This is a genomic window from Kineobactrum salinum, from assembly GCF_010669285.1.
Taxonomy (GTDB): domain Bacteria; phylum Pseudomonadota; class Gammaproteobacteria; order Pseudomonadales; family Halieaceae; genus Kineobactrum; species Kineobactrum salinum.
Genome location: NZ_CP048711.1, coordinates 4,269,759 through 4,282,927, shown reverse-complemented (window position 1 = coordinate 4,282,927; position 13,169 = coordinate 4,269,759). Strand labels below are relative to the sequence as shown.

Annotated in this window: 16 protein-coding genes and 1 pseudogene; 2 read left to right on the top strand and 15 right to left on the bottom strand. The window is 59.3% G+C overall.

What is annotated here, in order from left to right; genetic code table 11:
- Window positions 1-16 precede the first annotated feature (16 nt).
- Window positions 17-2,224, bottom strand: coding sequence for a TonB-dependent receptor (locus tag G3T16_RS19075; protein ID WP_163496622.1), 2,208 nt, complete (start codon window positions 2,222-2,224; stop codon window positions 17-19).
- A gap of 410 nt (window positions 2,225-2,634) precedes the next feature.
- Between G3T16_RS19075 and G3T16_RS19070 the strand changes: the two genes are divergently transcribed.
- Both G3T16_RS19070 and G3T16_RS22645 read left to right on the top strand, forming a co-directional pair.
- Window positions 2,635-3,252 (top strand): TetR/AcrR family transcriptional regulator, encoded by a 618-nt coding sequence (locus G3T16_RS19070; RefSeq protein ID WP_197911753.1) that lies wholly within the window; start codon window positions 2,635-2,637, stop codon window positions 3,250-3,252.
- Window positions 3,253-3,957: 705 nt separating this feature from the next.
- Window positions 3,958-4,098: pseudogene (locus G3T16_RS22645) on the top strand (transposase); the annotation flags it as partial.
- Window positions 4,099-4,375: 277 nt separating this feature from the next.
- On the opposite strand, the gene G3T16_RS19060 reads toward G3T16_RS22645, so the two are convergent.
- The 14 genes from G3T16_RS19060 to G3T16_RS18995 all read right to left on the bottom strand — a co-directional run bounded on the left by G3T16_RS19060 (window position 4,376) and on the right by G3T16_RS18995 (window position 13,111).
- Window positions 4,376-4,909, bottom strand: a complete 534-nt coding sequence (locus G3T16_RS19060; RefSeq protein ID WP_163496621.1) for a hypothetical protein — start codon at window positions 4,907-4,909, stop codon at window positions 4,376-4,378.
- A gap of 115 nt (window positions 4,910-5,024) precedes the next feature.
- Window positions 5,025-6,224, bottom strand: a complete 1,200-nt coding sequence (locus G3T16_RS19055; RefSeq protein WP_163496620.1) for a helix-turn-helix domain-containing protein — start codon at window positions 6,222-6,224, stop codon at window positions 5,025-5,027.
- A 25-nt stretch (window positions 6,225-6,249) separates the two neighbouring features.
- Window positions 6,250-6,513 carry a hypothetical protein gene (locus G3T16_RS19050; protein ID WP_163496619.1) on the bottom strand — a complete coding sequence of 88 codons (264 nt, stop codon included), beginning with the start codon at window positions 6,511-6,513 and terminating at the stop codon, window positions 6,250-6,252.
- A gap of 94 nt (window positions 6,514-6,607) precedes the next feature.
- Complete coding sequence (locus tag G3T16_RS19045) at window positions 6,608-6,886, bottom strand: hypothetical protein (RefSeq protein WP_163496618.1); 279 nt, start codon at window positions 6,884-6,886, stop codon at window positions 6,608-6,610.
- Between the two features lie 43 nt (window positions 6,887-6,929).
- The gene (locus G3T16_RS19040) at window positions 6,930-7,187 is read right to left on the bottom strand and encodes a phage fiber-tail adaptor protein (RefSeq protein WP_163496617.1); all 258 of its coding nucleotides are present in this window, start codon (window positions 7,185-7,187) and stop codon (window positions 6,930-6,932) included.
- Window positions 7,188-7,198: 11 nt separating this feature from the next.
- Entirely contained in the window at window positions 7,199-8,413 is a 1,215-nt protein-coding gene (locus G3T16_RS19035) for a hypothetical protein (RefSeq protein WP_163496616.1), read from the bottom strand.
- Window positions 8,413-9,150 carry a hypothetical protein gene (locus tag G3T16_RS19030; RefSeq protein WP_163496615.1) on the bottom strand — a complete coding sequence of 246 codons (738 nt, stop codon included), beginning with the start codon at window positions 9,148-9,150 and terminating at the stop codon, window positions 8,413-8,415. Before G3T16_RS19030 ends, G3T16_RS19035 begins: the two co-directional genes overlap by 1 nt.
- Window positions 9,150-9,821: a hypothetical protein gene (locus G3T16_RS19025; protein WP_163496614.1), complete on the bottom strand. Its 672-nt coding sequence runs from the start codon at window positions 9,819-9,821 to the stop codon at window positions 9,150-9,152. Before G3T16_RS19025 ends, G3T16_RS19030 begins: the two co-directional genes overlap by 1 nt.
- Window positions 9,818-10,174 (bottom strand): hypothetical protein, encoded by a 357-nt coding sequence (locus tag G3T16_RS19020; RefSeq protein ID WP_163496613.1) that lies wholly within the window; start codon window positions 10,172-10,174, stop codon window positions 9,818-9,820. The genes G3T16_RS19025 and G3T16_RS19020 overlap by 4 nt, the downstream gene beginning before the upstream one ends.
- Window positions 10,174-10,614 (bottom strand): hypothetical protein, encoded by a 441-nt coding sequence (locus G3T16_RS19015; RefSeq protein ID WP_163496612.1) that lies wholly within the window; start codon window positions 10,612-10,614, stop codon window positions 10,174-10,176. The genes G3T16_RS19020 and G3T16_RS19015 overlap by 1 nt, the downstream gene beginning before the upstream one ends.
- Before the next feature lie 3 nt (window positions 10,615-10,617).
- Window positions 10,618-10,857 carry a hypothetical protein gene (locus G3T16_RS19010; RefSeq protein ID WP_163496611.1) on the bottom strand — a complete coding sequence of 80 codons (240 nt, stop codon included), beginning with the start codon at window positions 10,855-10,857 and terminating at the stop codon, window positions 10,618-10,620.
- Complete coding sequence (locus G3T16_RS19005; RefSeq protein ID WP_163496610.1) at window positions 10,854-11,393, bottom strand: hypothetical protein; 540 nt, start codon at window positions 11,391-11,393, stop codon at window positions 10,854-10,856. The genes G3T16_RS19010 and G3T16_RS19005 overlap by 4 nt, the downstream gene beginning before the upstream one ends.
- Before the next feature lie 9 nt (window positions 11,394-11,402).
- Entirely contained in the window at window positions 11,403-12,140 is a 738-nt protein-coding gene (locus G3T16_RS19000) for a hypothetical protein (RefSeq protein WP_163496609.1), read from the bottom strand.
- Complete coding sequence (locus G3T16_RS18995) at window positions 12,140-13,111, bottom strand: hypothetical protein (protein ID WP_163496608.1); 972 nt, start codon at window positions 13,109-13,111, stop codon at window positions 12,140-12,142. The genes G3T16_RS19000 and G3T16_RS18995 overlap by 1 nt, the downstream gene beginning before the upstream one ends.
- Between the last annotated feature and the right edge of the window lie 58 nt (window positions 13,112-13,169).

Sequence of the window (13,169 nt, the reverse complement as noted above, 5' to 3'; positions counted from 1 at the left end):
TTGAAGACCGCAACACTCAGAGCCGCCAGGTCGCCCTGAACCCAAGTGTCCGCGGTCGCAGTGTTCCGAAGTTGCCGATGACAGCCGTGTCCGGCTGACGAAATACAAGGTCGTCATTGTCGAGCAGGTTTTCGCCGTACAGAACCAGGGTCCATTTATCGGTAATCCAACCCAGGCTGGCGTTTACGTTCTCGTAGGCTTCAAGTTGCTGAAAAACCGGACTGGGTGTGTCTGGCTGCCCCACGGTATTGGGTTGCGTGTTGGGATACGAACCAACGTGCTGGACGTCTGCGCGCAGATAGAGGCTTCCCCGGTCTTCGAGCATCCAGGTATACTGAACGAAACCGGACATCTTGAAATCCGGTGCGGTCAGCTCAGAGCCCTCGGTAGCACCGCTGAATGCTGCCTGCTGATCAGTAATCGAATCGATCTCCGCTTCCTGCAGGGTCAGATTCAACCCGAGCTCCAGGTTGTCACTGGGTCTCGCCAGGACCTCGACTTCCAGTCCCATCGATTCCGCATCGCCCGCGTTGGCAAAGAAACGGGTTCCGTCTGACGGGCGGACCGCCAATAGCTGGATGTCTTCCCAGACAATGTAGTACGCCGCCATATTGGTCCGGAGCATACCGTCGAACCAGTCAGCCTTCAGGCCAAGCTCATAGTTCCAGAGCTTGTCGGCGTCGGCGACATCCGGGATGACAATGTCATTGGGATCAATCTGGCTCTCCAGGCCGGCGTTCGCATTGGGCAGCGCATTGCGAAAGCCCTCTGCCGCGGTGAAGTAATACGTCATGCTGTCAGCAGGTCGCCAGCTCAGCGCAAATTTGGTGGTCACTTCGCTGAACGTATCCGGCCCAATCACATTGCCGGTCGACAATGTCGGCTCGGGAATCTCAGTACTGCCGCCTGCCAGTACCGCCCCGGCAACCGCGCCAGTCTGGTTGAACGCTCCCGGCAGCTGCGTCAACTTTCTGCGGAAATGCGAGTAGCGCACGCCCACGGTCGCAGTCAGATCATTGCTGATGTCCCAGGACAACTCTCCAAACCCCGCGGTCTCGCGTTCCTCCAGTTCAGTTGGAACGTAGTAGAAAAGCCCCTCGTCGAGTCCTGTAATATGCAGACCTACGAGAAAGTTCGGATCGGTAGAGCGAAGCGCCTCCACATCCAACTCCCTGTCCATATAGAACGCGCCCACTGTCCACTGCAAGCGTGAATCACTCTGTGAAATCAATTTGGTTTCCTGCACCAGAGCCGGCGCAGAGGTACGGGTTGCGATAATGAAACCGGGGAAAACGCCCGTCAATATCCCATTAAAGTCCTGATCAAACTTGACCTCGAAGTCAGAATAGTTCGTTGAAGACTGCAGCGTCGCCCACTCAAAGTCGTATTCGAAACTGACATTGTAGTTCGTGATCTCCGTGCGGATTTCTCCGGGAATAATAGTGTCGACCTTGTCTTCACCCAATTGAGGATCAATGAAATCAAGGTCTCCCGGCTCCCCTACATCGTGCATCACCATAAGCTTCGCAGAGAACCTGTCGGTTGGCGCCCAGCGCAGCGAACCACGCGCGCCCCAATCGCGACTGCCGTTCGCATTGTCTTCGCCAGTACCGAGGTTATCGATCCAGCCGTCTTCATCGCGGAAATATCCGACCGCACGCATTGCCAGCGAATCGTCCACGAGCGGAATGTTCACCATCCCATCATAGCGCTGCCTGATGGAGTCGCTTTTGGTCAACCCCCCGTCCACCCGAAGCTTCGCGTCAAACTCATTGAACTGCGGTTCATTGGGAAGAATTCGCACCGTACCTGCCAATGACCCGGATCCGAACAGCGTACCCTGCGGTCCGCGCAGGATTTCAACGCGCTCTATGTCAAACAGCCGCACGTCAGGCGTGAATGCGCTGGTTGTAGATACCGGTACGTCACCGAGGTATACCGCAGTGGAATTCTGGAGCCCGCCGCCGGGCAGTGTATTGATGGAAATCCCGCGAAATGTAAATGTGCTGGCATTCTTCGTGGTTCTATTGAAGCTGACCCCGGGGATCTGGCGGGCGAAATCCTCGAAGTTCTCGATGCCTTGACGCTCCAGTTCGAAGGTGGACAGGGCGGAGATCGCAATCGGCACATCCTGCAGGTTCTCTGACCGCCGGGTGGCGGTGACTACAATTTCCTCGAGACGTACCGCCTGTCTTTGCTCGTTACCGGCCACATCGCCGTCCACTGAATCGGGTGTGGCAGCGCTGGTGCCGCCGGCTGGTACTGCAAGGGCCAGTCCCAGCCCGGCCAATATCCTGCATGCAGCTATACTGTGCTTTCCCATATCACATCTCCCTTATTTTTTTGGCATGTGTGGTGTCGCTGTCACATACTCACTCTAGCGTTAATGAATGTCAATACGTATCGCGTTACGAGGGATCGTACAGGCAAATATATTCACTATTGTATTAGCGAATATTTATCTTCGCGCAAAAATGCCGTACATTGCGCGCCATGCGAAACCATCCACCTGTCCCTAATCAGCTCATTGACCGTCCCGCCAGCCGCCGCGGAAGGCGTCAGGCTGTCCCCGCGACTGTGCCCGGGGGCGGCGCCCGGATCAATCGCGCAGCGACACCGGCAACATAGTCCGTTATGGCCACTACTCCCAAACGCCAGGGTTCCCGGCGCAGCAAGGCAGAGCAACGGGCAGAGAGCATCGAGCAGATACTCGATGCTGCCGAGTACCTGTTCTCCAAAAACGGTCTGTACGGCGTGACACTTCGGGACGTAGCCAGGCACGTCGGGATCCACACAACACTCGTCAACTACTACTTCCAGGACAAAAGGAGCCTGTTCGACGCCGTGTTCGCACGTCGAGCTGGCACGACAAGTGACCGAAGAATGGCCGCGCTTGCACGCTACGAGGAGGAGGCAGGTGCAAATCCCACCGTAGTAGGCGCACTGCATGCATTTCTCGATACCGATCTGGATCTGTACTACGAGGGCGGCCCTGAATGGATGAACTATGCGGCTTTTTGCGCCCGCGTCAGCAATACGCCGGAGGGCGGGGAGCTAATGGATGTCTACTTCGACCCGGTCGTTCTCAGACTCGTCGACATCCTGAAACGTGCCTTGCCGGAGTACCCGGAAGAGGACATATTCTGGGGCTACCACTTCGTGACAGGTGCATTGATGAATACTCTTGCGCGCACCGGTCGCATCGACCGTCTGTCGGGGGCCTGTGCCACGCGGATGATTTCCCGGCGGTGAAAAGGCGCATCGCCCGGTTTATGGCTGGCGGGTTTCTGGCGCTGGGGGAGTTGGACCCTGAGGACGCAGGATCCGAAGAGACAAGCTAAGTGTGCGAGACAATGCCCGCCGGTGCGTTTCGTGCCTCAACGTACCCTATGCCCTCGAGGCAGCACCGCGTGCATCGGGTGCGCTGACAAAGGAAGCGCACCATCGTCCCCCGGTCTTTGTCCCAAGCCTCAGGCGGCGGGGGGCTATCCGGTGCGTTTCGTGCCTCAACGCACCCTATGCCCTCAAGGCAGCACCGCCTGCATAGGGTGCGCTGACAAAGGAAGCGCACCATCGTCCCCCGGTCTTTGTTCCAAGCCTCAGGCGGCGGGGGCTATCCGGTGCGTTTCGTGCCTCAACGCACCCTATGCCCTCAAGGCAGCACCGCCTGCATAGGGTGCGCTGACAAAGGAAGCGCACCATCGTCCCCCGGGTCTTTGTTCTAAGCCTCGGTGGCGGGGGGCTATCCGGTGCGTTTCGTGCCTCAACGCACCCTATGCCCTATGCCCTCGAAGCAGCACCGCCTGCATAGGGTGCGCTGACAAAGGAAGCGCACCATCGTCCCCCCGGTCTTTGTTCCAAGCCTCAGGCGGCGGGGGGCTATCCGGTGCGTTTCGTGCCTCAACGCACCCTATGCCCTCAAGGCAGCACCGCTTGCATAGGGTGCGCTGACAAAGGAAGCGCACCATCGTGCCTGAGGGCTTCCACAACAAGATGGAAATGATGTCCAGGAGAGCTTACGGGTTCAGAAACTTTGAAAATTACCGACTGAGGGTCTTAACCCATTGTGGATGGGATGGCATCATCAACCGGGTTTAGTGAAAACCGGCCCATCCCCCGTTAATTGGGTAGAGCCGGTAAAGCCAAAACCGGCCCGTCCCCCGTTAGTTGGGTAGAGCTGTCCGCCCGCCGAACTGCTGTGAGCCCGGATCCATCGACGACAAACCAGATTTTGAATGTTGGCGGAGCGGACGGGACTCGAACCCGTTATCCGACTTTTCTCGACTTTTTATGTCTTTAAAATCAACGGGTTGCGGGACAGAGGGGGACAGAAAAAGGCGCATTTGGGCGCTCCACCGCCGAGAAAACCGCCGAGCTATTTGTGCCTTCCGGCGATCCCCAGCAACTGCCCCAGGGCCTCTGCCACTTGACCTTCGACAAGGGTCAATTGGTAGGTGCCATCAGGACCCTCGACATAGGTCCTGGAGTCCTTCTCAAAGCTGAACCCCTCCCGAAATAACTGGACGACGATTACCTGGTTGTAATACAGCGCCAGTGGTCCGATCTCCTCCGGGAAGCCCCCGTCCGAGAATACCGCAAAGTCCGCCCCCGCCTCAACGCAAGCCACCGCCGCCGCCTTCCCAAAGTAGTCCTTCCCGAACCTGGGCTTGTAGACCTCTTCACTGACCTCGATCATCATCTCCCGTGGCGTCTTCCCTATCGGATTCCACACCTCGTCCTTCAGCTCTCTGGTCGCGCACCAATGCAGCACCTCCTCTAGCGGAATGCCGTAGTGGTCAGACACAGCCTGGTACAGCGCCGGCTTGAACGACATCGGAGTGAAGCCCGAGGGCACCATTTCTTCTGCCAGGGTATCTTTGCCGCAGCCGGGTGGCCCATTCAATAACACACAAAGTTTCATAAGATCCTCTCGCCCGGCGGTGCCGGAGCCTCGTTTTAGGGGGGAAAATAGGGGGTGCTGAAAGACGGATTGCGGGAGCCTTAAATCGGAATCCAAGGCGTTCCTACGCGGCTAGTTCACCGCCCGCGAAGGCCCTGACCAGTGCCAACGAAGCGTTGGTCCGGCCGACCTGGCCAAATTCTTTGTGGAGCGTAATCATCTCGATCCCGCGCTCCGCGCTGTAGCCCATCGACGCATGCCAGGCGTCGCCGGCAGCCAGCGTGTTGAAACTCTCGATGGAACAGCCCATCTCCATTTCCTGAAAACGCTTGTGGTGGATATGCCCTACCCACCACCGTCGGTACTTCGTCCGCCCCCATGCTTCGGCAGCGTGCTGGGTCATCATGCCGGCCAGACGATTAGCAGGAATCCGATCACCATGAGTAATGCCAATGAGATTGTTCCCGAATTCGAGGAAGTAGAATTTCCCTTTGGTGGGTTCGACGATGACGCGGGCATGGTTTTCATAAATACCTTCCAGGAACATTGAGAGCGCGCGGGCGCTGTGGGGGTCATGGTTGCCGGCGGCATTGACCACCCGCACTGTTGCGAACTTGGTCAGCATCTTGTCGATGGCGTAGCGAAGGAGCACCCCAGCGATGCGCATGAGACGGTGATGGGAGAGATCGACGTCTAGCGCATGCCCGGACGCTGGTGTTTTATTGGAGGTGTCATCCATGTGTAGGAAGTCCCCCACATTAACCAACAGCCCCTCCGAGGAGGCCGGGGCGCAATGCACCAGGTAATCAATAGCGGCCCGAAGGTCTGCCGTAGCGATCTCAATATTGAAGTCTTCACCGAGGGTCTCCTCCCCAAACGCGAGCATGCCTAAGTGCCCATCGCCGATGACGATGGCCGAGAGCATTTGATCTGTGTCGACGGGCGGTGCGGGTGTAGAGGGGGATGGTGCGAGGGAGGAAGCGAGACCGGCGCAGAATTCTCGAAGCAGCGCTTCCTGCTGCTCTTTGCCGGGCTCACCTATCTGCCAGTAATCCAGTAACTCACCGTCGGCGCGGCGCCTCTGGCTGATCCGTTTCAACGAGATCCCCTCCGGGAAGGGGGTATTCATCTGCGCATCCGGCGAATAGCCAGCAGCCACCGCCCGTTTTCTAACCAGGCGGACAACGTCCTGGGCTGTTTGCCGCGTGACTCCTAAACTCCGAGCGGCGGCCCGCAACGAGCCACCATCGGCAAATGCTTGGACGACTTCCTTCTGCCGCTCGGTTTCACAATACTTCAGCAAGCCAACATCAGGAACTGCCATATATTTTGCTCTGGTTGCTTCGGGGTTATCGTGCAGCGTTGATCTCTTTGGAGACGGTATCGTTGATCCTCTTGTCGACGTCGACCACGCCCAGCGCAGCATCAATGGCTCGATCAGCCAGACCCAGGACACGGGCCGCCACCAGTACCGCCTCTTTCACAGCAGCGAATTTCTCCCCGCCGCGGCCGGCCTCCGGTAGATTCTCCTCTGCCTCCAGGACCAGATCAGAAAGGTTCAGCATCAGCCAGATAACGAATTTCGCCACTTGAATGGCCAGGGTCAGGTTCATCTCAAAATTCCTTGTTCAGTAGTTACAGGTGAGTGAAAAAACAAAGCCTTCGAGGTGATAGCGGTCGTCCCGCCAGCGCACCCCTTCTTCTCGGTCAAGCATCAGCCTTAGCGCGGGTTGGCAGTCCCAGCTTGTCCGTGGTGGTGAGGGTGAGCACCCAGTTAACAACAGCCAACAGGCCAACAGCCAGGGCATCCACCGTCTCGCCGTCCACTGGTATCTCATACCCAAACGCCCTCGCAGTGTCTGCCAATGCCCAGATGGCCGTGATCAAAATCGACGCGCTGATCTGGCGCCGCTTCCACTTGGCTGGGTCGATAACGACCCGACCAACCTTCAACAACACGAGCACCGCTTTCATTTTCTGGAACATTTGTCACCCCGATATAGGTATTACCTATATTACCATGCAAGCGTTAGTGTTGCGTAATTTTCAACCGAATCGTCCGGTCATCCACCAGCCCATCAGAGGTCGTGATCCTGTTGGTGATAAGCGGACGCTGCCCTACCACCCCTCCCCGCACCAGGATGGTCGCCCGCTGGTCGTTATGGACCGACGTCACCTCCACCAAAGTATCGTCAACGATCCACTCGCTCGCGACGATCACTGACTCTTCCGGTAACCACCGCGTCCAGTTGATCCTGAAATCCAACGTCGCATCGACGTCCTTCACCCCTGCAAACATCACCTTACCCTCGCATTAAACTCTCGAACCTCGGCCTCGACGAAAAACTCGCGGACCTCAGCCTCTACAAAAAACTCTCGTGCCCGCGGCTCGACATGGAACTCACGCAACGCCTCCGCCGGGATGCGAAAGATATTGGCCGAACCAGTGGCGGGCCTCAGCGCCACCCCCGGCACCGCGCCTGACGCCACGGCGTCATTCCGAGCGCTGCCTGTCGCCGGTCGCAGCGCCACAGGAGGCAGGCCACCTGACCCGTGACCTGAGCCAGAGGCCCCACCTGAAACCGCCGAGATCGAGACAGAGGGCACTGCACCGCTGGCAACTGCATCACCGGTAGCGCTCCCGGTAGGCGCTCCACACCTGACCCCTGGCACAGCGCCACCGACTACAATCACGTCCTTATTTGTCGCCCGCCCAGTAGGAGCACCCAGGGCCACCCCTGGCACAGCGCCGCTCGCAACGGCGTTGGCTATTGCTGTGGCTCCGCCGCTTGGCGGATGCGCCACGACGCCTGGCACAGCGCCGCTGGCCACGACGCTGATACCCCCAGTCGCACTGCCGGTTGCTGGTGTAAGCGCGACAGAGGGGACGGCGCCAGAGGCAACGGCACCGGTCCCGCCTTCGGCGGTGCCGGTGGGCGGCGTGAGGACGGTACCGGGCACAGCGCCGCTGGCCGTGGCAGAAGCGGTCCCTACTGCAGTCCCTGTTGCAGGGCGCAGGGCGACACCTGGCACAGCACCCGAGGCGAGGGCATCGGCCGGGGGCACGTTGAAACCGCCCCCATCAAACGCTCCACCGTCGAACGCCCCTTCGACGCCCACGGTGCCTGTCGCGGAGCCGGATGCTGCGCCCAGCGTGACACCGGGCACTTGACCTGTGGCAGTGCCATCGGCCGTTGCGCCACCTGCCGGAGGTGAGGCGGTCACTCCCGGCACTGCCCCGGAACCCGTGGCATTCACCGAGGCTACCAGCGTACTGAATGGATCGGACACCACCACATCACTGGTGGTAGTGCCATCGTCCCAGACCACGGCCAAGCGGTAACTGGTTTCAGCCGCCAGCCCAGCGATTGCATCACCGGTGAACGGATCAGTCGTTGTACCGGGCGCAGTGTCACTCCCGAAAATGCCGTTGGCGACAGTCTCGTTGATGATGTCCGTGTCGAGCGGATCAGACTGCCCAGACGGATAGACAACCCAGTACAAGGTAGCCATTAGAAGGTCACCGTCACGTTAGGGGTGATGCTGGTGGCAGTGATGATGCTGGCGGATGGGGCAGTCAGGATCGGGGAGCTGCCACCCACAACTGGTCCGGTGGGTGCAGGATCGCCGCCTGTGCCTATGCCTATCTCATAAATCCAGTTATCCGGGTAATTTGAGCTACCCGTAAATCGACCAAACCCAAACCCACCGCCCGTTGTCACAGTAGACTGCACCGCCTCTAACTGCCAAGCCGGGGGCTCTGAGTCACCGTCATCCCAGAACGACCCCTTCACTGCTGTGCCTACTACACGCAGGCGCAAAGACCTGTCAATAAAGTCGGTGGACCCAGGGGCAGAATCTAGGCTGCTGGAGGAACCTTCATCGTAGAGACCGAGCCACTCGGTGCCTCCAGAGGCTCTCTGCTTCCGGGCCCAAACTGCATGTTCGTTGGTTCCGCCGCTACTCCCCATACGCGAGAAGAGGTAGATGTCATTGCCAGCGCCCTGAATCCTGTATCTGATATAGATTTCGAGGTCGTCAATTGCACCCACGTCCAGGCCGGCGATTTCTGATATACGGATAGCACGGCGGGCAGCCGTCCACACGTTGTTATCCACCTTCAGTGCAAAGACGCCAGAAAAGTCCTCCACGGTGAGGCCGCCAGGGGCGCCATAGTGAGTCGCATAGCTGATGTCGCTGGGAGCAGAGCCCGCGTCAGCAGGATTTGGCGTCCAAAAAAGTTGGGCCATTACTCAACACCAACCGTATCAACCAACGCCTCGTAGGCATCCTCAACTTTCAGCGCCCACGGCCGGTAGGGGTGGTCGATACGGCACTCATACAGTCCAGTTGCCGAAACACCCGGCAGGCGGCCCACGGCCTGCCACTGCTGAACGCGAGGATTGAAGCCAAGGATCTTGGGAGAGTGCGCTGGACATGGGCCAGTGGCACCAACAATCACGAAACCTTGAGCGTTGACCGTCACCGGGAGCGTAGGTACATCACCGCGGGCTACCAGCACGTCATATAGCGTTGCGTTGGCGAACGGGTACACGGTCTCTTCGGCCCCAGCCAGGAGCTGAGTCTTGAGGCCCGTGAGCGCAGTGGCATGATCGGGCAGTCCAGTGATGAGCGCATCCAGCATCTGTCCGTTGGCTTGTCCCATCGGATCGCTAGGCGCCAGGTTGACCTCACCCTCACTGCGCAGACGGTCCATCAGCGCCAGGCAGATGTCCCGCACCGGATGCTCAGGCGTTGCCGCGGTGTCCGACAGCATCCCGTACAGGCCGGCGCCTACCAACATCACTGTCATCACATTGGCGGTGTAGTACTTGGGCACCGCCTGAGTGAATGCCTGGGCTTCTTGCAGCGCCAGGGAATGGTCAGCATTGGCCGTAGCCAGGAAATCTTTCAAGGTCATGAGTTGCCCCGCATCTCGTATGTTTTCACCGCCTTCTCCAGGTCAACGTGGTAGTAGTCCATTCCGTCAGCCCGGCGAACCAGGGTGGCCCAGCGCGTGGCTAGGCCCCCCATCGAGCGGTGGAACTCCAGCTTCTTGTATCCGAGGCGAATTGCCTCCAGCCCGATCTCGATGTTCACCTCGTTCGAGAGGTCACCCTTCGTCAGAGTGACCTCGCAAACGTCATCGTCCACATGCTCCAGGAGCCCGACCACGTCGATTGGCGCAGGACGCCCGTCAGCGGTCAGAGCCTTGTCGAAGAAGACTCTGAACGCATTGGACTTGTCCCGGATCGGCGTGGAGGTGATCTCCATTACGCGGGGTTCGCGGCGATGGTGACCGGGTCGTCGAAGGTGCCTGTGAAGTTGCCAGCGGTGCTGGTGATCGTGCCGTCGTAGTCCACGAAGCAGATCAGCGGCGACGTCGCCCCATCCCCAGTGTCCTGGTAGACAATGCAGCCGACGGCCGAGATGGTCGCCGTCTCATAGGTCGGGCTCGCAGCTGAAAGCGCGATAGCTTGCAGGTCGTTCGCGGCATCAAGCGCGGCGACGATCATGGTCACATCGAAGCCCCCCAAGGAGTAGCCACCCCCCGCTGCAATTTCTATGGTTACGTCATCCAGGTACTCCCAGGCGTCGAGGTTCGCTTCGCTAGGGATTGAAGCCACCAGAACTGCCTTGAACGCACCGGTGCTGTAGTTGATCCGTCCGTGTGCGTAGTGGCGGGACAGGTGGGTAAAATTACGTGAAGCCATGGGTCAAACCTCTTGGTTGCAAATTGCTTTTGCCCGCAGGAGATCTTCCTGGTGGCTCGTGAGGCAGTGGTCGTCCTGCCAGAAAAACACCGTGTTGATCGCCTTGTAGGCAACCCCCCAGCGCTTCGTGTCTCGGTTAACGAAAGCCCGGGCAGATACCGTCTGGTCGGGGTGGCCCGCGAGGACCAGGACGTTGACCGTCTGCGAGCCCCAGACTAGGGCGTTCAGTAGGAACCGCTTCATGCTGGCCACTCCAAGGTAGGAAGCTCTGATTCGATGTCCTCGAAGCCCGCCGGCACCGGCCGCGTGCCTGCCGTAACCTCATCAAGGATTTGGTACAGGGCGGCCCAGGTTGCCTCGCGCAACTCGACTGCCCGCTGCCCCTCGGCGGTGAACGCCGGCAAGGAGCCGGTAGCGTAAGTGCAGGCGCTCAAGATCCCGTCGTAGTTACGGGTCTGGGCAAAGGTGTCCAGGCGGAACTGAGTAGCGCCGACAATCGTCAGCTGCAGCTTCTCTTGGGCAGCTGCCAGCTCCTCGGGGCTACGCTCGACCAGTTCCCATACCTGGGTCCATTGACCTTCGAGCTGTGCCGGTACACCTTCAACGACCTTATGGGTCAGTGATCCTGTAGGCCGCTCGGTAGCTACCACCTGGAACACGCCGAAGTCGGCCAGCAGCGCCGGCCCGGGATTCCGGGGGAAGGACACGTTGAGGTTCTCTGCCCGGAGTGCGGCGATCGTGGTCTTGGTCGGTACTCCGTTTTCAATCTTCACGTACATGTTCAATCCTCAAAGAAGTACCAGCGCTGGGCGCCAGCCGTTTGTATATGAAGTTGAGGTTGCTACGTTCGTGAAGGCTCCTATGACGCTTATTGACCCTCCACGGAGCCTTCTCCTTGTCGCATCGTCAAACGACCGCTCCATGAGCCACCCGTTATGGCCTGTTGATCCGTCGCCCATGAGATCGGCGTCGCTGTAAACTGCCCACCCGTAATCCGGCCCGTCCTCAGAATACAGACTGCCCATCAGCTGATAAGACTCTGAACGATTGGCGTAGACGGTCTCTGGAGGGTCTAAGGTGGGGTCGTCCCCGAGCAACCGGACCTTGGCCGTGTCCCCCGCCGCGCCTATGGGGAGCGTCCTGAGTTGGTTGGTTGGGCTCCCTGAAGGATAGGCCCCTGTGCCGTCAGTCCCGTAGACCAGACCGGCTTGGTATATCATCTCCCAAGACACAGCCCGCCTCACTGGGCGTGCAGCCATGAAAATGACGTATGAACGGCCTTCCTCGTTAAAGTCCGCCGATATATCCACATAGAATTTATACCAGTCAGGTGTCTCATATAACTGAGTACCCCCCACCCCGGCCGCTCCACCATCCGCGAAGAAGGTACCTACTCCCATCTCCGCGTGCGTTGCTACACCGTAGTAGCCCAAGCCTGCGCCAGCATCGTAGAGCATCTCCTGCGGGCCTGGGCCGCTCGGGAATTCCCGGCCGCCCGCCGCCCGCAACATACGGTGGCGGATCATCAGTTCGTGTTCCCCACATACGCGGCGTAGTAGTCAGTGCCCTGACGCCAGATTTCCACGACGTTATACCCGGACTCTCCCAAAGTAGGGGCGGACCCTCCAGCCCACTTCAAAGTACCTGGCCAGGTGACTGCGTACCCACTGGGGCCGTCCCCGATCATTAATGTGATCGAACTGCCCGAAGTAAATCCAGCGCTGAACGTAGGCGTGCTGTTCGCCGACAGCACCCAGGTCTGGATAGTCCCGTTCTGGGGGTCGAGGGCCGGGGTAGTACCTGTGACGGAGTAGACCTCCTCGGTAATCCGGCCAGTGAATGCCGGACTGGCCGCTGGTGCATACCCCGCCGCTGCGTGGTCGCCCCGGCCGTAGGCAGTGTCCCAGTTAGTGATAGCCGGGTTCTCGGTACCAAGAACAATGACTTCGCGCCAGTCCCCCCAGCCGTCAAAACTGTTTCGGGTCTTCACCCAAGTCAGCCCGTCAATATAAGCGTCCCCAGGGCCTGTACCACCAAGCGGCGAATGCAACGAGGTAACCGTGATGCGGCTATCAGTTGCAGTTCCTGTGTGCTCAGCGAGAAGCCGAAGCGGGTCAGTCCCAGATCCAGGCCCGGTGCTTGTCCCTCGTATATCTGGGAAACCAAGACTCATAGATTCAGTCTTGGTCACCTCCCAGACGCGAGAATCACCCGGGGGGAGGTCCTCCACCAGCATGGTGGTTTCAACACCCACAGGTCCCCGCTTGGAGTACCGCGCATCGCCCCAAGCCAGATCGAAGGACAGGGCCAGGCCGCCGAGTGACAGGCCAGCCCCAACAGTGATCTCCTCAGCAGCACCCGCCTCAGCCGTGGTGCGGCCTATCAGGCGGGCGGAGGCCAGAGTCAGCTCGTGTCCATCATTCCAGTCAGTCGGCTGCACCAGGGCGTCATCGAGGCCGTCCGGCTGCGCGCTGACCTTCTTGTGTACGATGAGCATAAGCGGTGGGGCCTCGGATCGGTCTAAGAAATATAGGTGTTACCTATAATATCACACC